The sequence below is a fragment of the uncultured Granulicatella sp. genome, from assembly GCF_963521425.1.
Lineage (GTDB): Bacteria > Bacillota > Bacilli > Lactobacillales > Aerococcaceae > Granulicatella.
Map to the genome: position 1 here is coordinate 19,042 of NZ_CAUQUN010000006.1, position 21,446 is coordinate 40,487.

General features: G+C 33.4%; 18 protein-coding genes and 1 pseudogene. 5 read left to right on the forward strand and 14 right to left on the reverse strand.

The genetic code is table 11. From position 1 onward, the window contains the following. Positions 1-92 precede the first annotated feature (92 nt). Genes RWO76_RS02710 through RWO76_RS02725 form a run of 4 tightly spaced genes read left to right on the forward strand, consistent with a single transcriptional unit; the run spans position 93 to position 2,894 of the window. On the forward strand, positions 93-776 hold the full coding sequence (locus tag RWO76_RS02710; protein WP_314354125.1) for an XRE family transcriptional regulator: 684 nt from the start codon (positions 93-95) through the stop codon (positions 774-776). Positions 777-785: 9 nt separating this feature from the next. Next, a complete protein-coding gene (locus RWO76_RS02715; protein WP_314354126.1) occupies positions 786-2,201 on the forward strand; it encodes a Y-family DNA polymerase in 1,416 nt (471 codons plus the stop codon). Next, positions 2,198-2,578, forward strand: coding sequence for a hypothetical protein (locus RWO76_RS02720; RefSeq protein ID WP_314354128.1), 381 nt, complete (start codon positions 2,198-2,200; stop codon positions 2,576-2,578). Before RWO76_RS02715 ends, RWO76_RS02720 begins: the two co-directional genes overlap by 4 nt. Then, positions 2,553-2,894 (forward strand): DUF5960 family protein, encoded by a 342-nt coding sequence (locus RWO76_RS02725; RefSeq protein WP_314354129.1) that lies wholly within the window; start codon positions 2,553-2,555, stop codon positions 2,892-2,894. Before RWO76_RS02720 ends, RWO76_RS02725 begins: the two co-directional genes overlap by 26 nt. 100 nt (positions 2,895-2,994) lie before the next feature. Here RWO76_RS02725 and ileS read toward each other — a convergent pair whose 3' ends face one another. The 12 genes from ileS to RWO76_RS02785 form a co-directional block, all read right to left on the reverse strand. Then, the gene (ileS, locus tag RWO76_RS02730; protein ID WP_314354131.1) at positions 2,995-5,784 is read right to left on the reverse strand and encodes an isoleucine--tRNA ligase; all 2,790 of its coding nucleotides are present in this window, start codon (positions 5,782-5,784) and stop codon (positions 2,995-2,997) included. A 583-nt stretch (positions 5,785-6,367) separates the two neighbouring features. Then, on the reverse strand, positions 6,368-7,096 hold the full coding sequence (locus RWO76_RS02735; RefSeq protein ID WP_314354132.1) for a hypothetical protein: 729 nt from the start codon (positions 7,094-7,096) through the stop codon (positions 6,368-6,370). Between the two features lies 1 nt (position 7,097). After that, positions 7,098-9,845 (reverse strand): AAA family ATPase, encoded by a 2,748-nt coding sequence (locus tag RWO76_RS02740; RefSeq protein WP_314354134.1) that lies wholly within the window; start codon positions 9,843-9,845, stop codon positions 7,098-7,100. 416 nt (positions 9,846-10,261) lie between these two features. Beyond that, complete coding sequence (locus RWO76_RS02745) at positions 10,262-10,735, reverse strand: hypothetical protein (RefSeq protein WP_006702321.1); 474 nt, start codon at positions 10,733-10,735, stop codon at positions 10,262-10,264. A 110-nt stretch (positions 10,736-10,845) separates the two neighbouring features. Then, the gene (locus RWO76_RS02750) at positions 10,846-12,057 is read right to left on the reverse strand and encodes a CCA tRNA nucleotidyltransferase (RefSeq protein WP_314354135.1); all 1,212 of its coding nucleotides are present in this window, start codon (positions 12,055-12,057) and stop codon (positions 10,846-10,848) included. 19 nt (positions 12,058-12,076) lie between these two features. Next, entirely contained in the window at positions 12,077-12,604 is a 528-nt protein-coding gene (locus tag RWO76_RS02755; RefSeq protein ID WP_314354136.1) for a YpiB family protein, read from the reverse strand. Between the two features lie 12 nt (positions 12,605-12,616). Further along, on the reverse strand, positions 12,617-13,891 hold the full coding sequence (locus RWO76_RS02760) for a tetratricopeptide repeat protein (RefSeq protein WP_314354137.1): 1,275 nt from the start codon (positions 13,889-13,891) through the stop codon (positions 12,617-12,619). Positions 13,892-13,994: 103 nt separating this feature from the next. After that, positions 13,995-14,273 (reverse strand): HU family DNA-binding protein, encoded by a 279-nt coding sequence (locus tag RWO76_RS02765; RefSeq protein ID WP_006702317.1) that lies wholly within the window; start codon positions 14,271-14,273, stop codon positions 13,995-13,997. 138 nt (positions 14,274-14,411) lie between these two features. Further along, a complete protein-coding gene (gene der, locus RWO76_RS02770) occupies positions 14,412-15,725 on the reverse strand; it encodes a ribosome biogenesis GTPase Der (protein WP_314354139.1) in 1,314 nt (437 codons plus the stop codon). Positions 15,726-15,796: 71 nt separating this feature from the next. After that, complete coding sequence (gene rpsA, locus RWO76_RS02775; RefSeq protein WP_314354140.1) at positions 15,797-16,990, reverse strand: 30S ribosomal protein S1; 1,194 nt, start codon at positions 16,988-16,990, stop codon at positions 15,797-15,799. Positions 16,991-17,119: 129 nt separating this feature from the next. After that, the gene (gene cmk, locus RWO76_RS02780) at positions 17,120-17,779 is read right to left on the reverse strand and encodes a (d)CMP kinase (RefSeq protein WP_314354141.1); all 660 of its coding nucleotides are present in this window, start codon (positions 17,777-17,779) and stop codon (positions 17,120-17,122) included. Between the two features lie 83 nt (positions 17,780-17,862). Continuing rightward, positions 17,863-18,447 carry an SAG1386/EF1546 family surface-associated protein gene (locus RWO76_RS02785; RefSeq protein ID WP_314354143.1) on the reverse strand — a complete coding sequence of 195 codons (585 nt, stop codon included), beginning with the start codon at positions 18,445-18,447 and terminating at the stop codon, positions 17,863-17,865. 227 nt (positions 18,448-18,674) lie between these two features. On the opposite strand from RWO76_RS02785, the gene RWO76_RS02790 reads away from it, so the two are divergent. Next, positions 18,675-18,917: a ferredoxin gene (locus tag RWO76_RS02790; RefSeq protein ID WP_314354145.1), complete on the forward strand. Its 243-nt coding sequence runs from the start codon at positions 18,675-18,677 to the stop codon at positions 18,915-18,917. A gap of 87 nt (positions 18,918-19,004) precedes the next feature. On the opposite strand, the gene RWO76_RS02795 is transcribed toward RWO76_RS02790, so the two are convergent. Further along, positions 19,005-19,742, reverse strand: a complete 738-nt coding sequence (locus tag RWO76_RS02795; RefSeq protein ID WP_314354146.1) for an amino acid ABC transporter ATP-binding protein — start codon at positions 19,740-19,742, stop codon at positions 19,005-19,007. Between the two features lie 5 nt (positions 19,743-19,747). Then, positions 19,748-21,424: pseudogene (locus RWO76_RS02800) on the reverse strand (ABC transporter permease subunit). Positions 21,425-21,446: the final 22 nt, after the last annotated feature.

Genomic DNA, 21,446 nt, shown 5'->3' on the forward strand with positions numbered 1-21,446 from the left:
TTTTATTCGCTATTAATATAGGTGGATATTGCCATCCTACATTTCATATGATAAACTGTTGTTAAGTTATAAATTAACGACGGAGGTGTATCATGTTTTCAGCAAATCGTCTAAAAGAAATCCGTACTCAACAAGGGTATTCTCAATCTTTTATCGCAAAACAACTAGAAATTAGTCGAGTAGCTTACCATCATTGGGAAAATGGAAAAACAATTCCAAATCAAAAAAATTTAATCGCACTAGCAGACATTTTCAATGTAGAAGTCAGTTATTTTGAATCGGAATATACTATTGTAACGAACTATTTACAACTACATTCAAACAATCAAAAAAAAGCAGAACACTATGTAGAGCAATTGCTTCATCAGCAACAAAACCAAAAAACACTCTATCCGATTACCGTATTAGCAGAAGTAAAACTTTCTGCCGGATTAGGAAAAGGAATTTTTGATGAATATGAAACAGAAATTGTCTACTCTCCAACAGAGCAACGAGGGTATGATATTGCTGCATGGATTCAAGGAGATTCGATGAGTCCCGCTTATCAAAATGGTGAAGTTGCTCTTATTCAAGCCAATGGATTTGACTATGATGGAGCAGTCTATGCGCTAACATGGAACGAGGCAGTTTATATTAAGAAATTATATCGAGACGAACAAGGCTTTAGAATGGTTTCTTTAAATCCGAATTACCCAGAGCAATTCATTCCTTATGAAGAAAATCCACAAGTAGTTGGACTCGTCGTAAATCACTTTATGCCGGTATCTGCTTCCTAGAGGTTTAAAATGACCGTTATTGATTATGCAAGAGAACCACATAGTGATATTGCCTTTATTGATATGAAATCATTCTATGCTAGTGTGGAGTGTGTAGACCGTGGATTGAATCCATTAACAACTTGTCTTTGTGTCATGAGTCGTGCAGATAATGCTAATGGACTGATTCTTGCTTCTTCCCCTATTTTTAAGAAGGTTTTTGGAAAAGCAAATGTCAGTCGCTCTTATGATTTACCTTTTCATATTCAAACAAGAAAATTCAATCTAGCTGCTGCCAAAAGACAAGGTTTGCCCATCCATCAAAATTTTATACGTTATGTAGAAAATTGGGCGCAAAAAACATTAATTGTACCCCCGAGAATGGATCGCTATATTGAAAAAAATATGGAAATTCAAAAGATTTTTCAAAAATTTGCTGCACCGACAGATATTCTTCCTTATTCCATTGATGAAGCTTTTATTGATTTAACTTCTTCCTTGAATTATTTTATCTCACATCATCAATTCACTAAAAAGGAAAAATTAGATGTTCTTTCTTCCAAAATCCAACAAGAAATATGGAGAAAAACAGGCATTATTTCAACTATTGGAATGAGCAATGCAAATCCTCTTCTCGCTAAACTAGCTCTAGATAATGAAGCTAAAAAAACAAAAACAATGCGGGCAAACTGGTCCTATGAAGATGTGGAAACAAAGGTATGGGCTATTCCCTCCTTAACCGATTTCTGGGGAATTGGAAGCAGAACAGAAAAAAGATTACATAAACTAGGCATTCATAGTGTTAAAGAATTAGCTGAGAGTAATCCAGATGATTTACAAAAAGAATTTGGTATCATAGGAGTTCAACTTTGGTTTCATGCCAATGGGGTTGACGAGAGTAATATCCATCAACCGTATAAAGTACAGTCCAAAGGAATTGGTAATTCACAAATTTTACCACGAGATTATATTCATCAAGAAGATGTAGAAATTGTCTTATCAGAAATGGCGGAACAAGTAGCCATTCGCTTAAGAAGACGACATAAAAAAACAAAGCTCATTTCTATTTATATTGGTTTTTCAAAATATGAAATGAAATCCTCACTTCATTGCCAAGAAGCCATTGAACCAAGCAATCAAACAGCCATCTTAACAAAGGCTGTCTTACAATTATTTCGCAAAAAATATCACAGCGGTGCTGTTCGACAAATTGGAGTACGCTATAGTGACTTAGTAGATGAGAAATATTCCATCCTTTCATTATTCGATGATCCTATCCTAATGGAGAAAGAAGAAAAATTACAACAAGCCATTGATGGCATTCGAGATGAATTTGGATTTTTATCCATTCAAAAAGGAACTTCCCTATTAGAAAGTTCGAGAAATATTGCTCGTAGCAAACTCATTGGAGGACATTCTGCCGGAGGATTGGAGGGATTACAATGATTGATCGTTCTTACTTACCCTTTCGTTCTGCTCGCTTATATCAAGATCGAAAAATGGCAAAGTGGATGGGATTTTTCCTTTCTGAACATACAAGTGCATTAGAAGATGATGCCATTCCTATACCGACTCATTCACAACTCAGTTTAGAAGAAAAATATTTATTATTAGGGCAATTACAGTTATATTCTTTAAAAGCTCATATTTCTATTCTTGAAAAAAAACAATTAGTACACTATACAGGCACATTAGAAAACCTCGCTGCTACGGAATGTTTATTAAAACTCAATAATGGGTATCAAAGAATTTTTATTGAGAATATTGTCTCTATTCAACAAGTAGAGGAGGAACAGGATGAATCAGCAAGATTATTATCGTAATGAACTGCAAATGAATTATTTTAGTGAAGAATACCTTCGTTTTGAAGAAGATTTTTATCGCTATTCTTCTCTAACAATTCCTCTGACTTTTTTAATCGATGATGTATTATTATCCATGTCAAAATCAAATCGTCCTTATTTTAAACTGAATGGAAAAAATGCATTGGATCATCAGGATCATTATTTTCTCTTTACGATTGAAGAAGAAGCGACTCAACCATCAATTCGACTCTATCGCTACCGTTGCGTTGCTCATTCACTAGAGCAATTAAAACAACAGTATCTTTCACAACAACAAAAACCAGCTCTCTCCTAATTTAGGAGGGAGCTGGTTTTATTGTGTAGCACAAGCCATGACATTCGCAAAGCGAAGCTGCTAGAGTCCTTGCTACTATACTAGAAAGTCATTTAAAAAATTATTCTTCTTCGCCGTTAAGCGCTTCTGGATAAAATTCACGGACAATTGTCGCACAACGATGACATAATGTTGGAGCATCTTCTAATGTTCCGACTTCTACTTTCACCGCACGGCAACGTTGACAAGTTTCCCCTTGTGCATGTTCCACTACAACTGAAACACCTTCACCATGAACCGCATTTTCAGGAGTTGTAGTTCCTACAGGAGCAACTTCTAATTGACTAACGATGAACAATTGAGCAACATCCGTTTGTAAGCTATCTAATAAATCAGCTACTTCTTGAGTTGGATATAGTGTTACTTTTGCTTCAAAGTTTTTACCAATTAATTTTTCATTACGAGCTTCTTCTAATGCTTTAAGAGCTGTATTACGAACTTTAAAGAATTCAGCCCAACGAGCTAAAATAGCTTCTTCGCCTTCATAATGAGTTACTTCAGGGAATTCTGCTAATTGAACATAAGCTTCCTCTTCTTTTAAGTATTTCCATACTTCTTCTGTTGTATGCACTAAAATTGGACTCAATAATTTTGTTAATTTCACTAAGATATCATACAATACTGTTTGCATTGCACGACGTTCAAAGCCATTTTCTTGATCAATATACACAACATCTTTAGCAAAGTCTAAATAGAATTGTGATAAGTCAACTGTACAGAAGTTAATAACCCCTTGATAAACCGTTGAGAATTGATAGTTATCATATGCTTTACGAATACTATCTACTAATTGATTGAATCGAACTAACATATATTGATCGACTGTACGTAAATCTTCAAATGCAACTGCATGAGCTTTAGGATCAAAATCAGTTGTATTAGCTAACATAAATCTCATTGTATTACGGATTTTACGATAAACTTCTGATACTTGGTTTAAAATCTCATCACTAATACGAACGTCTGACTCATAGTCAACAGAACTTACCCATAAACGAATAATATCTGCCCCTTTAGTCTTCATTTCTTTAGCTGGAGAAATAACGTTTCCTAGTGATTTACTCATTTTCTTGCCTTCTCCATCCATTACGAATCCTTGAGAAAGAACTGATTTATAAGGAGCTTTTTTATGAACCGCCACACTTGTTGTTAAACTTGAGTTAAACCATCCACGGTATTGGTCACTACCTTCTAAATACATATCTGCTGGGAATGATAATTCTTCACGAGTTCCTAAAACACCAGCATGAGAACTACCTGAGTCGAACCATACATCCATGATATCTAATTCTTTTGTAAAGATACCATTTGGAGAATCTGGATGAGTAAAGCCTTCTGGTAATAAGTCTTTTGCATCCCATTCAAACCATACATCTGAACCATATTTTTCAAAAATTTGAGCAACATGTTCTGTTGTTTCAGGTGTAATAATTGGTTCACCATTTTCAGCATAAAATACAGGTAATGGAACTCCCCATACACGTTGACGAGAAATAACCCAGTCGCCACGGTCACGAACCATGTTATAAATACGAACTTGACCAGATGGATGATACCATTTAACGTCGTTTTCAATCACATCTAAGATTTCTTGACGGAATGCATCAATTGAAGCAAACCATTGAGGTGTCGCACGGAAAATAACTGGTTTTTTCGTACGCCAGTCATGTGGATAACTGTGTACGAAATAACTTAAGTTTAATAATGCACCTTTTTCAGTTAATAAATCTGTAATCACTTTATTCGCATCTGCATAAAACATACCTTCAAATCCAGGTGCTTCATCTGTATAACAACCTTGGCTATCAACTGGAGATAATACTGCTAAATTATATTTACGAGAATAATAGAAGTCGTCTTCCCCGTGTCCAGGAGCTGTATGTACTAAACCAGTACCAGCATCTAATGTTACATAATCCCCATTCATTACTAATGATTCACGTTCATAGAATGGATGCCAAGCAGTCATATATTCTAAAGCACTACCTGGGAATTCTTGTAAAATTTCTACATTATCCCATGATAATGTAGTTGTTAATGATTCTACTAAATCTTTAGCAACAACGAATGTACCTGCGGAAGTTTTCACTTGTGCATACACATAATCTGGATGTACGAAAATTCCTAAGTTTGCAGGAAGTGTCCATGGAGTTGTTGTCCAAATAACAAATGAAGTATCTTCACCCAATAAGCCTTTCCCATCTTTTACTTTGAATGCTACATAAATAGAAGCACTTTCTACGTCTTTATATTCGATTTCTGCTTCCGCTAATGAAGATTCACTAGATGGTGACCAATAAATTGGTTTTAATCCTTTATAAATATAGCCATTTTCAGCCATTTTACCAAATACACGAATTTGTTCAGCTTCGAATTCAGGTTTTAATGTTACATATGGATTATCCCATGTACCAGTTACACCTAAACGTTTGAACACTGTTCTTTGATTGTCGATTTGACGCCAAGCATATTCTGCACATAATTTACGGAATTCTGCTACGGACATTTTTTTACGATCAACACCTTCAGCATTTGCTAAAGCTTGTTCAATTGGTAAACCGTGAGTATCCCAACCTGGAACAAATGGAGCACGGAATCCGCTCATTGATTTACTACGTACGATAAAGTCTTTTGAAATTTTATTTAACGCATGTCCCATATGAACATCCCCATTGGCATATGGAGGGCCATCATGTAATACGAAAGAAGGTTTGCCTTCATTTTTTAACTGACGTTGTGCATAAAGGTTTGCTTCTTCCCATTCTTGTTGATAATCGATTTCTTTTGTAGGTAAATTCCCACGCATTGGAAATTCTGTTTTTCCAATTTGCAATGTTTCTTTCATTTTCATTGCTTTTCCCCCTTTGTCAATAAAATAAAAAATCCCCTGCAAAAGCAGGGGCGAAAGTTTCGCGGTACCACCCAAATTCTTGAAAAGTATTCAGCACTTTTCAACTTGGTAAATTGTTAACGCTATTTAGGCGATATTTCTTACTACTATTTCGGAAATATATCTCAGAGATGATTCTCTATCTTTGAGGGACATGCTAAACTCTCACCAATCATTAGCTCGCTACTTGTATCAAAAATAGAACGTTCTCGTCCATGAATATAAGAATAATACGCTATTTTTCTAAAAAAAGCAAGTACTATCCATTTTGGAAAATGACTTTTTACAATGGTATAAAACATGAGATTCGCTTCGGCGAAGCTGCTGGCGTCCCTTTGCTACAGTATAAAAAGTCAATTTCTTTTCGTACTCTCATAAATACACACCCAAATAGAAATGACTTTTTACAGTGGCATAAATCATAAAAGCCAAAATAATGGCTTTTATGATAGGAAATTTTGAGACCCAAGGCTCAAAATTTAGCCATGAGATTCGCTTCAGCGAAGCTGCTGGCGTCCTTTGCCACAGTTTAAAAAGTCAATTTCTATCCTCTAACAGCCTCTTCACTCGCTCTTACATATTTACGAACTGTACTCTTATGGAAGAATAACGAGATAAATGCAACTGGAATTGCTACAAAATATTTAATAATTTCTACGATCAATGTAATAATTAAAAATGAAAGCAGATGTGATCCAAAATCTTTCTTCATTTTCATCTTATAGCCGCCAAATAGTCCACGTTTGACTTTCCCAGTACTATAATCCATTGCTTCAGAAGCAGCATATCCAGCACGAATTCCACCATATGGTGTAAAGAACCATCCTAAAATTCCGCCTTTGAAACGACGATAGTCAATATACCAACAATAAGTATAGTTCGAAAGTAGGACATAAATAGGCCAGAAGATTTTTCCCCATAATCCTAACTCATTAAAAGAAGTAATATAATTGAATAGTGAAATCACTAAATATCCAGTTAAATAAAAACTTAAGTCTTGCTTTGGTGTATCAAAATAGCCACCGTATCCTGAATAAGGAATCACTTGAGGATCTAGTTTTGGTTCCTCTTTTGGATATTCTGAAGAAGGTTTGGTTTGAAAGACTATATTCTTTCTCCATTCATTTGAAGTTGGATCAACATAATCTGAAGAATTCGATTGTCCTTTTTTAGGAGGAGCTACATAGTCATCTCTTTTTGGAGGAGCTATATAGTCCTTATTTTCATTATCAGAATCTTTTTTTCTTTTTGGTGGTGCTACATAATCTGTCATCTTATGCCTCCCTCATTTTTTCTAAATCTTCACTTGTAATTGTATTAAAATCACTTGACTCATCTTTTGTCACACGGCGAGACATATGTGCCAATAATTTTTGGTTAAAGTTACGAATCCAACGTCCATTACTATGGTCATCAGTTACAGCATAAGCTTCCTTCACAACTGCTCTATAACTGTCTGCATCATATTGATACCCTTGACCTTGTAAAATAAATTCACCAATCTGTGCGATTTCATCTGGACTATAGTCTTCAAAATCAAATGTCGTTGGAACACGACTCTTCAATCCTGAATTAGTTTCTAAAAACTCTGCCATTTCTTTATGATATCCTGCAAAAATGACTACCATATCACGTCGATAATCTTCCATAAATTTCAAGATTTCATCAATTGCTTCTTGTCCAAAATTATCATTAGGTCCATGTTTTAAAGAATAAGCTTCATCAATAAATAGAACTCCACCAAGGGCAGCCTGTAAATGTTCTCTTGTCTTGATAGCTGTTTGACCTTGGTAACCACCAATTAAATCTCCACGAGACACTTCGATTAATTTATTCGTAGCAATTAAGCCTTTTTGATATAGTAATTCACCAAGAATTCTAGCAACTGTTGTTTTACCTGTACCTGGGTTTCCTAAGAATAATGAATGTAGAGTCGTAGTAGAAGTTGCAAATCCTTCTTGTTCACGTTTACGGTTCATTTCCGCTTGAGCAATAAAGTCTTCAACTTGCTCTTTTACTTTATGAAGACCAATTAATTGATGCAATTCTTCCCATGCATCTTTCTTCGTACCATTATCTTGATACTTACCAATCTCTAGAACAGCATCAATATCTGCATTTGTAATAAGTGAAATATCTTCACTTTTCTCAGCAATAACACGAGCAATTAATTGTTTAATAATCTTTTCGTTAAAATTACGAATCCAACGTGCATTACTACGATCTAATGAACGATTATATTCCAAGGTCACTTTACGTGTGTAGTACTCCACATCTGCAATTTCATAGCTATTTTTTTGTAGACCTTTAATCCCCATTTGAACAATTTGTTCTGGAGTATAGTCTTCAAAATCTAATCGGTTAGGAACACGTGAAGTTAAACCTGGATTAATTTGTAAAAATTGCTCCATTTCTTTCGTATATCCCGCAAAAATAATCATAATCTCATTTTTGTGGTCTTCCATATATTTAAGAATCGTAGTAATGGCTTCTTTACCTGTATCATTGGTACTTTTCTTATCTAAAGAATAAGCTTCATCGATAAATAGAACCCCACCACGTGCTTCTTCTAATTTTGCTAATGTTTGAGTTGTTGTCTGGTTCACATATCCAGATAATAAATCTGATTCAGAAACTTCCACAAATTTAAACGTATCTCCAAACAATGCTCCACGTTCAAATAAGATTTTACCCATTAAACGTGCAACGGTTGTTTTACCTGTACCTGGATTTCCCATAAACATAGAATGCAATACTAATTGTTGAGGTGGTTCTCCTCTTAAAACACGTTGTTTATTATAATCAACCATTCCAATTAATGTATCAATTTCTTTTTTCACAGCTTCTAAACCAACTAGGCTTTGTAATTCTTCATAACTGTCTAATTCTTTAGGAGCATTTTCATCTCCTTCTGCTCCAATTGCTTTGGTATGACGAACAGATGCATGTAAAATAGAGTCTTCATCTGTATCAATATTTAATTCACTCGAACTACCTTGTGCATACATTAATTCTTGAACATGAATTAATGACGATTCCAATCCTTTTATATTCACCTCAAGAGATTTTTCGAATAATAGTTGTTTAGCGAAAATAGTCGAACAATAGTACAGTCTTAATGGAATACTAGACTTATTTTCACACTGGAATGTAATGATTCCGTCAGCAAAGCAATACGTATTTGGACCTAAATCAAAGTTATCGATAATTTTACAATTATTTAAACGACTAATTGTCGCTCTCAAATCCATTGATTGAACCGTTACATTCGTCAATGTTACGCCACTTTTCATTTCAGAATAAATTCCTTGTCCTCTATCTACTTTACCAATAATTCCTGTTTCTAATTGGAATGAAGAATTCGTTAGCCAAATCATTGGATAAGATTTCAGCATATTTCCACCATAAAATTGGCAATTATTAGCTTCTAATCGTGAATCTTTTTTTAAAGAAACGGCATTCCCTGAGTAGTTCTCACAAATAGTATTCGTGTATTTCAATTGTGAACCTTCACAAAAAGTTCTCCATTGGAAAAAGCAATCATTCGCCGTTACAGAACAATTTTTCAGGAAAATAGTTTGATCACTTTCATCACTAACAAAATGTGTTTTACAATTTTCAAATGTAATAAAAGAATCATCTTTTGCAAAGATTAAATAATTTTCATTATGATCTTCCGTACATTCAAAGACACAATTTTTAAAAGTGACAGAGCAATTTTCGTTAATTTTCATTATTGTTGTATTTTTAACATTCGTAAACCAAATGTTTTCAAATACTACGGAAGCTCCACAGTCAAGAGCAATATAGCCTTGAAATTTATTCGTGAAGAATGACTCTCCATTTTCTTCGTCTAATAATCCTAGAAAAGTAAGATTTTTTGTAATTTCATATGGAACATCCGTTGAAAATCTCAAGAAATAATCTTTTTGGATTTCCAATACATCGCCTACTTTAGCAGCTTCTATGGCATCATTAAACTCCCATGTATTATCATCATATCCTACTTGATATGTCGGCATTTACTCACCTTCTTTTTTTGTTTCAATCATCATTATTTTACCTGTTTTTCTTCTTTATTGTCAATTTATTATCAGCTATTTTCAGGCTTTTATTTTAGAAATTTAGAAATAAGTACAAATAAAAAAAAGACCCCAGAGGTCTTAAGAAAAAGAAAAGGACTCCTTATAGTAGTATGTTAGCCATGAGACCGCAGGTCTGCTGGCGTCCTTTACTACTATACAAAGAAGTCCTCTTCTAATACGTCTCTTCATTTCCTTACATAAAAATGGAGAAGGACTTTTCACCGTAGTATTGGTACTAGAAGCCATGTTGGCTTCTAGTACTGGAAAATTCGAGACCTAGGCTCGAATTTTAGGAATGAGACACCGTAGGTGGCTGCTTCCGTCCATTACTACAACAGAAAAGTCCTTCGTAATTAAATCTCTGGGTAAATATCTTCCACTGTTTTCGCAGGGTCAATTACAATGTATAAGTGACCATGTTTTCCAATAGCTGAACTTTGGTATTTATTGTCATTACCATCTTCATCCACTGGGCTATATGGGAAGTATACACGATCTGTTGAAACAATCACGTCTGATTTTGGATGATCGCTATCTAAATATAAAATATCCATTAATTCGATATCACTATATTTTTTTACACGTTCGAACATTCCTAATTCTAATCCACCTAAGTTAATGTCTTCAGACATTACGTGGTCTGCTTCAGGAAACACTTCAATACGTAATGATTCACATGGATGAATTTCTTGGAACTCACTTCCATTAATACGACCAAACGATGTTGTAACTTGTTTGATCCATAAATCTCCAATTAAACGACGGTTAATCGTCCATGTTTCTCCGTTACGGAATACAAAACGTAATCCTGACATTACTTTTTTCATAAAAGTCTCTCCTTTTTATGTATGTTCTCACCCACATAAACAGTGAAAACACTTTTTTATTCTTTACTCTTCGAATTTTACCATTGAACACAAATATTTTCAATGATTATTCACTTTCCACTTCCAAAGTGAGTTAAAATATATAATTCTAAAATTTCTGCATCATTTTGAATACTTTGCTCTAAAATCATTTTTTCAACCGTTTTTAATACTCGTCCAATAATAGGACCTTTTTTATCTAATTTTAAAATACGAATAATATCATGACCATTCAATTGAATATCATTCATCGAACAAATCGGTAAAGACTGATACGTTGCTTCTAAGCCTTCCATAGAAGTACTGTTACCTCGAGCAATCAATAATTGCTCCACTTCACAGCCAACTTCATATGGACAAGCGTATGCTAAAAAGAAATTCCACTCTTCCTTTTTACGCGCACGATAAGTTTTATATCCAACTAATACATCTCGAATTTGTTCATTAGATGATTTCCATGATTTTAATAAATGAGTCACTTCTTTATCACTCAAATTTAGTTCATCTACGAATAAAATCCAAGCTTGTAAGACGCTCATTTCTTTTAAAGGAAATTCTGCTAATTTCAAAAGAATATTCTCTTTTCCATCAAATAATGGACAAGCTTGATATAAGCCCGTTTCAACAAATAATTTCAATGCATCTTTACGATAAGAACTTTGAATCATCTTTTCAAATTCTACTTTCATTCGTTCCACGGCTACTTTAGATAAATTCATTTTTAAAAGAGAAATCGCATTCTTCGTTTCCTCTTCAATTTGAAATCCTAACTGACCGACAAAACGTACTGCACGAAACATTCGTAATGCATCTTCATTAAAACGTTCTTTTGCATCTCCAACACAACGTATACATTGACGTTCTAAATCACCAATCCCATCGAAAAAATCCATCAATTGGTCATCAATTCCAATCGCTAATGCATTAATCGTGAAATCACGACGTTTTAAATCTTCTTCTAGCGAGCGAACAAAGGTTACCTTATCTGGATGTCTAAAATCCTCATAACCTTCTTCTGTTCGAAAAGTTGTTACTTCATAACCTTCTTTATGATGGATAACCATAACTGTTCCATGTTCAATCCCTACATCTACTGTATGCGAAAAGATTTCTTTAACTTCTTGTGGTGTAGCACTTGTAGCAATATCTACATCTGAAATAGGCTTATGAAGGAGCATATCTCTTACTGAACCACCTACAAAATAGGCTTCATATCCTGCATCAACTAATTGTTGCATCACAGGTAATGCTTCTAAAAATAATGGTTCTTTCTGAATCGACATTCACTCGCCTCTCTTTCTCTTACTTTTCTAGTTCTTTCAATTGTTCCGTTAATTTAATAAATAACTCTTGATTTCCTTTTTCCAATGCTTGATCAATTTGCGTTAAAATTTCTTGTTTTAACACACTTAATTGAATTTCTGTTAATGCTTGATGAACTTCTTCATTCGAAGAACTTTCTTCTTCATAAAAAGGATTCTTTTCTAGTATACCAAATTTTACCATGGTTAAGTAAGAATCTTCAAATTCCATTTCAATATAACATTCTTCTTTCCAATTCAATCGAATATCATGAAATGCTTGCTCTGGATTATTAAAACGTGAACCAGATTTATAAAAATAAAACGATTCATCAGGTACTTTATCAGTCGAAAACCACATCCCTTTTGGGGTACAATCTACTCGTTCTACAAAATGAATTTGCTTTAGTAGTAATTCGTGATTTAATAAATAATTTAAAATCCATAACGCTTCTCTTCTTTTTAAAGCATGATTGGATACAAACCATGAAATAAAATTTTTCTTATCCTCTAAACTCGGTTGAAACATCTTTTTCACTCCTTATGCTTCAAAATATTGCTGCAATTCTTGTAAATCTTCATTTAATGGTTCAAGATTTTGACCATGTTCTAACCATTCTTTAGCTTCTGTAGTTCTACCTTCTTCACGAAGGAATCTTACATAATCAATGATAAATTCTACTGAATCTTCTAATTCAACACTTGCTTTTTGATAAAACTCTAAAGCTTCTTCAAATTCTTCAAGTCCTTCTTTAGCTCTTGCCATTAAATAAAAAATTTGACCATTTTCCAATCCTTGTTCAATTTCATTCGCTAAAATATCTTGTACTTCTTCAAACTCTTCTTGATATAACAATATTTCTGTATAAGCTTGCATAATCTCAAATGATTCAGGAGATAATTCATAAGCTTGTTTTAAGGCTTCTTGTCCTTTTTCCATTTGTCCAATCGATAAATAAGACACTCCTAAACTGAAAAAAGGATCTTTTTCAAATGGATAAGTTTCTATCATTTTAGATAAGCTCATAATCGCCTTTAAATACTCATGCTTAAACATTTGAATATGACTTAATCCTAGTAAGGCTTCATAATTTTCTTCATCACGAGATAGTACTTCTTGATATAATTTTTCTGCGTGGTCATAATTTCCTTCTTGGACATCATGTTTTGCAATACTGATTAATAATTCATTAGAAGCTGATTCTAATCCTTCATCTGATACTAGTTCTTGTAAAGGTTCTGCATTCCCAATTTCTAAAGAAGCTTCCACTAATAATTCTCTTGCACGATTTTCTTCTCCGGTTTCATCATGGGAATTTTTTAAAAATCTTTCTAAATACTGAACGCTTCTCTCCATCGATCCAGACTCAAATAATAAAGTACCTAAATAAAAATCTAAAATAACTTCTTCTGGAGCTAACTCTTTTGCGAGTAATAATTTTCTTTCAGCAACATCATAATACCCTTGCGCTTTATATAACTCTGATAAAATCACCAAAACACTTGGGTAGTTTGGATTATCTTCAGGAATATCATATAAAACAGATAATGCTTGGTCATACTCACCTTGATTGACTAAAATTTCTGCTAATAAAATGGTCCAAGCGGATTCTTCAGGTTCAAATTGTGTTAATAATAAATAAGCTTGTCTAGCTTCATCAAAAAAACCACTACTTGCACTAAATGCAGCTAACTCTATTAATTCTTCTATTTCATCTTCTGTTACTTCATTCATAAATTGATGAAAAAGTGAATATACTTTTTCTAATTCTTGTTCTTCTAAAGCATTTTGAATTTGTTCAACAATTGATTTCATATTCTCTCCATTTCTATAGACAACAAAAAAGATGCTATATTGATTTAACTCTAATATAGCACCTTTATGAAATAGTTTCTATGAAAATGTCATAATAAACTGATTAGTTTTTTACAGCATCTTTCAAAGCTTTACCTGCTTTGAATGCAGGAACTTTGCTAGCTTCGATTTGGATTTCTTCACCTGATTGAGGGTTACGTCCTTTACGAGCAGCACGTTCACGTACTTCAAAGTTACCAAATCCGATAACTTGTACTTTTTCACCTGCTTGTAATGCTTCTTGAATTGTTTCGAATAATGCATCAACTGCTGCTGAAACATCTTTCTTTGTTAATTGCGTTTTTTTAGCTACGCGATCTACTAATTCTGCTTTATTTGCCATGTTAGATTCACCTCCATCACATAAGAAAATAATTCAGTAGTTATTGAGTGGTCCAATAACTCTGGAAACCTTACTGTTGATTTCTAGACAAGTATACCATTTGATTGGCGGACTTTCAACGAATTATACACGATTTTATCATTTTCTTTGTCGAATAATCATATGAATTGGAGTTCCTTCGAAACCAAAGGCAGAACGAATACGATTTTCTAAGAAACGTTCATATGAAAAGTGCATTAATTCTACATCATTTACAAAAACAACAAAAGTTGGTGGTTGAATTGCCACTTGTGTCATGTAATAAATCTTCAATCGATTTCCTTTATCTGTAGGTGTTGGATTCATTGCAATAGCATCCATTAATACATCATTTAAAATCGATGATGAAATACGTTTAGAACGAACTTCATGAATCTCTTTTAATAATGGAGCAATTTTTACCAATCTTTGTTTTGTTTTAGCTGAAACGAATAAAATTGGTGCATAAGATAAGTATAGAAACTCTTTACGAATATTTTGTTCGAATTCTTTAAACGTAGAATTATCTTTTTCTAAAGTATCCCATTTATTCACTAAAATGATAACACCTTTACCAGCTTCATGGGCATAACCCGCAATTTTCTTATCTTGTTCTTGAATACCTTCTTCCGCATTCAAGACAACACAAACAATGTCACTACGTTCAATTGCTCTTAATGCACGTAAAACACTATATTTCTCAGTGGATTCGAATACACGTCCTTTTTTACGAATACCAGCTGTATCAATCATTTTAAAGATAGTACCTTCTTCATCCGTAAAACTTGTATCAATCGCATCACGTGTTGTACCTGCAACATTTGATACAATAACACGTTCTTCTCCTAGCATTGCATTAACTAAACTTGATTTTCCAACATTTGGACGACCAATAAAACTAAAACGAATCACATCTGTATCATCTTCTTGATCATCATGTTCAGGAAATGCTTTTACAGCTGCATCTAATAAATCTCCAAGACCTAAACCATGACTTCCTGAAATTGGGAATGGTTCACCAAAACCTAATGCATAAAAATCAAAAATATCTGATCTTAATTCTGGATTATCTACCTTATTTACAGCTAATAATACCGGTTTATTAGTACGATATAACATTTTAGCGATATGTTCATCTGTTGATGTTACACCTTCTTTAACACTTGTTAAGAAAATAATCACATCTGCTTCTTCCATAGCAATTTCAGCTTGCATACGAATATTCGACATAAATGGTTCATCAGTAATATCAATACCACCTGTATCAATAATATGAAATTGATGTCCTAACCATTCACCTTCAGAATAAATTCTATCTCTCGTTACTCCAGCAATATCTTCTACAATCGAAATTCTTTCACCAACAACTCGGTTGAAAATTGTAGATTTACCAACATTTGGACGACCTACAATCGCAATAACTGGTGTTGACATCAAAATTCCTCCTTTCTCAAAAAATGAGGCTGGGAGTTTTTCCCAACCTCACCCTAATTTAATATTTTCTATTAGTCTTCAACAACTAATTCAGATAATTGTTCACCTAAACGATCTGCTAATGAAAATGTTACATCTTCTTCTGGTAAGACATATTCTTCTTCAACAACTTCTTCCACTTCAGGTTTTTCAACAACTGGAGCTTCCTCTAATGCTTTAATACTTAATGAAATGCGTTTTTCCGCTTCATTTACTTCTAATACTTTAACTGATACTTCTTGTCCCACTTGAAGAACTTCTTGAGGAGTTGCAATATGTTTATGAGCAATTTGAGAAATATGAACTAACCCTTCTACTCCAGGGAATAATTCAACAAATGCTCCAAACGCTGCAAAACGTTTAACAGTTCCTACTAATGTAGAGTCAACTGCTGCACGTTCAGTAATATTATCCCAAGGTCCTGCAACAGTTTCTTTAATAGATAATGAAACACGACCTTTTTCAGCATCTAAGCCGATTACTTTTGCTTCTACAGTTTGACCAACTGCTAAGAAATCACTTGGTTTTGAAACATGTTCATGAGAAATTTGAGAAACATGAACTAATCCATCAATTCCTCCTAAATCAATGAAAGCACCAAAGTTTGTTAAACGAGCAACTTTACCTGTAACAATTGCTCCTTCATAAACAGCTTCTAAAGCAGAAGCACGTTTTGCTGCTTTTTCATTAGCAACAATTTCTTTACGTGATAAAATTAAACGATTATCTGCTGGTAAAATCTCAACGATATCAAATAATAATGTTTGTCCCTTAAATTGTTTTAAATCTGAAACGAAGTGGTCAGAAATCATTGAAGCTGGAACAAACGCACGAACACCCGCATCTACAACTAATCCACCTTTAACCACATCTTTTACAGTACCTTCAACTTGTTCATGATTATCTGCTTTTGCTTGAAGTTCTTCCCAAACTTTACGAGCATCCACTCGACGTTTTGAAAGTAAGAAACTACCATTTTCTTTATCTTTAATTGGTTTAATGACTACTAAATCTAATACATCTCCCACTTTTACGACATCTTCAACTTTTTCAAATGGAGTTGCTGATAATTCATTAAAAGGAATAACACCTTCAACACCTCCACCAATAATACCAACAATAGCTTGTTTATCTTGTAAAACTAGCACTTCTCCTTGAACTAAGTCTCCAACTTGAATATCTTTTACAATATCCAGTGCATCTTGCATTGTTTGTAATTCTGACATTTGACTTCCTCCTATTACGCAACCATTCATTCGAACGAAAAAATAATTCTAAAAATTAATTTTTCTCCTTTTTACATCATATCACTATTTCTATCACAATTCTAGTAATATCGTTTTAAAAAGGCTATCTTATTGGTACTTTTGAATTAATGCTGTTACTGTTTTTACAACATCTTCAATTGACATTGTTGTTGTATCAATTTCAATAGCATCTTCCGCTTTTCTAAGTGGTGATTCTTTACGTGTAGAATCAATATAATCACGTCTACGAATATCTTCCACTAATTCCTCATAAGACATCTCAATACCTTTTTCTTGATTTTCAATGAATCGACGTTTTGCACGTTCCTCTACACTTGCAACTAGGAAAATTTTAATTTCAGCTTGTGGAAGTACAACAGTACCAATATCTCTACCATCCATAATAATGGAATGATTTTCTGCAATTTCTTGTTGAAGATGAACTAATCTAGTACGAACTTCTTTTATTGCTGAAACAGCAGAAACATTTCTAGTTACTTCTACACTTCTAATTTCATCTGTAACATCTTCCTTATTCATAAATACGATTTGCTTTCCGTCTTTCATTGAAAAACGAATGTCAATATTTTGAACTAACTCATAAATAGCATCATAGTCTTCTAATGAAATGTGGTTACGTAAAACTGCTAAAGTTACCACACGATACATTGCACCTGTATCTAAATATAAAAAGTGATTTTCTTTCGCAATTAATTTTGAAATGGTACTTTTTCCAGACGAAGCAGGGCCATCAATTGCAACTTGCATAGTATATTTCTCCTTTAATTTCTTAATATTCGGTTCTATAACAACCTAAAAGGCTGGACTTGCTGCCCAGCCTTTAGCTGTTATTATCTTTGTTGTAATACTTTTAATTGCATTCCGGGTGAAATGTTATTACTAGATAATCCATTAATAGATTTTAAAGTTGCGACATCCATCCCATGATTAACCGCAATTCTATATAATGTTTCACCTGGTTGAACAGTATATGTTCCATAAGAGCCATTTTGAGACGTTTGAGTTTCAGTAGTTGTTTGTTCCCTTTGTTGTTGTCTTGCAGCATCTGATGGAGCTACTGTTGTAGATGTTACACTAGTTTCATTAGCCTTTGTTTCTGTAGATTTTACCTCAACTGTGTTTTTTTCAGATGTTGTTGTTTCCACAACTTTAGTTAACATCACTTCATCTGCTGTACGAGGTTTCACCTCAGCTTTAGAACTTGACCAATAGAACCACATCATAAATAACAATGGAGATACTACCACCACAATAAATACAAATAATAACACACTTAATAATGGTGCCACTGCTTTACCATTGGAATTACGAGCACTACGTGAATACTGCTGTACTTTATGCGTATCTTCACCAAATTGGCGATCCCATGGTTGTTCTTCTTTTGGGTTACTTTCATTATTTAAATTATCACTCATTAAAAATCCTCCTAAATTCAACCACTGTCGTCATTAGACTTTATTCATCTAAAACTATAGCACATTTTTATAATAATATGCAATCTTTTCAATCTATAGATAATATTTTAGCACATTTTTTGTCATTGTCATTTCTTTTTTTTAAAATTTTAAATGTTTTGAAATATTTTTTGAAATATGAGAAACTTAAAATAACAATTATATTTTTTGGAAACAGAGGTATTCATATGCATTCAAAAAAAATACAACCAACTTACGGTAAAGTTGATTGTGAAAGTTGTATTGCCTGTGGCATTTGCCAACTAAAAGCTAGTAAACTATTTGAATACGATAACGATGGAATAGCATTCATGAAACACGATCATAATACTGGAAGCCACCCAATTCCTGAACATGAAATAGAAGCTTTTAAAGAAGCATATACACACTGTCCAACAGGAGCTATTAAACGAAAAAATTCTCCATTTTAGTCTATTCTTTCAAAAAATAATTTTTAAATATTTAGGCAGCAGATACTTCTAGATATCTGCTGCCTTTTTTTGTTATAAAAGATTTTTTTACGATAATACACGCATCAAGAACTCTTTTGTTCTTTCTTTTTGCGGATTTGTAAAGATTTGCTCAGCAGTTCCCTCTTCAGCAATAACCCCTTTATCCATAAAGATAACGCGATCACTAACGTCCCTAGCAAATTCCATTTCGTGTGTCACAATAATCATTGTTAATCCAGTATGGGCTAAACTCTTCATTGTTTCTAAAACTTCATTTACCATTTCTGGGTCTAATGCTGAAGTTGGTTCATCAAATAATAATACATCTGGTTGCATTGATAAAGCTCTAGCAATCGCTACACGTTGTTTTTGTCCACCAGATAATTGACGAGGACGAGCATTTAAGTAAGCACTCATACCAACTTTTTCTAAGAAACTTTTCGCAATTTCTTCTGCTTCTTCTTTTGATTTTTTCAATACTTTAATAGGACCCACTGTACAGTTTTCTAAAACATTTAAGTTATTAAACAAATTAAATTGTTGGAAAACCATTCCTAAATGCGTACGATATTCATAAATATTTGTATCTTCATCTAAAATATTTTTTCCGTTATATAAAATTTCACCAGAAGTTGGTTTTTCTAATAAATTCACACAACGTAATAAAGTAGATTTACCTGAACCTGAAGAACCAATAATCGTTACTACTTCACCAGATTGTACAGAAAATGAAATATCTTTAAGGACTTCATGAGTCCCGAATACTTTATTTAAATGTTTAATCGTTACTACTTCTTGACTCATGATTCTTATCCTTTCCCTTTCGTTTTTTCGTATACAGATGCCATTGAATTAGAATTTAATGGATCTGAATGAATAATTTCATAGTTATCTGGACCATCCATTTTACGTTCAATATAACGTAAAATTTGTGTTAAAACAGTTGTCATAATGAAGTATAAAATCAATGTTACAAAGAATGTTTCAAAGTAACGGAAGTTTGCTCCTGCAACTGTTTTTGTTGCAAAGTATAATTCTGAAACAGAGATTACGTTTAATACTGAGGTATCTTTAATGTTAATAACAAACTCATTTCCTGTAGCAGGTAAAATATTACGAATAACTTGAGGGAAAATTACATTCATCATTGTTTGAGTGTGTGTCATCCCAATCGCTTGAGCAGCTTCAAATTGTCCTTTATCGATAGAAATAATTCCTCCACGAACAATTTCAGACATATAAGCCCCTGTATTAATTGATACAATGAAAATAGCAGCAAATGTACGATCCATATCAATGCCAAATGCTAAGGCTGATCCATAATAAATAACCATTGCTTGTACAATCATCGGAGTTCCTCTAAAGAACTCAGTATATGCTGTCAATAAAGCATTAGCAATTTTTAAAGTAATTCTTTTAGAACCTTTTTCTGGCATCGGAATTGTTTTCACTAAACCAATAAGCAATCCGATTCCTGTTCCAATAATTGTCCCAATAATAGAAATGTATAAGGTTACCCAAGCTCCATTTAGAAACATTGGCCAATTATCTTGTATAATTTTGATAATCCATTCAATATTCATCTTTTGTCCTCTTTCTTTTTTAGTTATGTATCTAGAAGAGAAATCTCTTCTAGTTAATTTTAATTAAAATATGTTAGTTTGTAAAATATGTTAGTTTGCAGCAGGTTGATTTTTGATAGCTTCATCCATAATTTGTTGACGTTCAGCATCAGAAATTTCTGATAAAGCTTTGTTAATAGCATCTTTTAATGGACTATTTTTTTTCAAACCAACAGCTGTATCTGTATCTTCATCACTTGCTTGGAATCCATCTGTTAATTTAATCATTACAAAATCTGAATTTGCAGCTTGAGCAGAAACACCTTCTGGTAATTCAGAAACATACGCATCAATTGTTCCAGCTTGTAATGCTACACGCATTGCAGGGAAGTTATCCATTGCAGGTTGTTTTGCAACTCCTGGAATTTGGTCAATCACACTATAGTGGAAAGTGTTTAATTGTCCAGTTACTTTAGCACCAGAGAAATCAGCTAATGTTTTAGCTTGTTCGAATTTGCTACCTTTTTTAACAATCATTACTAATTGTGATTTGTAATAGTTATCAGAAAAATCAATTGCTTCTTTTCTTTCAGCAGTTGGGCTCATACCAGCAATGATTGCATCTAGTTTACCAGAAACAACGCCTGGTGTTAAGCCATCCCACTCAGTTTTTACAATAACTAATTCTTTATTTAATTTTTTAGCAACACGTTTTGCAATTTCAACATCATAACCGCCCGCATAGTCATTTGAACCTTGGATTTTTACTCCGCCATTAGCATCTGTTTGTTGTGTCCAGTTAAATGGAGGATATCCCGCTTCCATCCCAACCACTAATTGGTTGCTTGACGATTTACTGCCACATGCTGCTAACCCTAAACCGATTGCTACAGTTAATAACCCTTTTAATAAATTTTTTTTCATAAAAATCCTCTCCTCTTGGTTA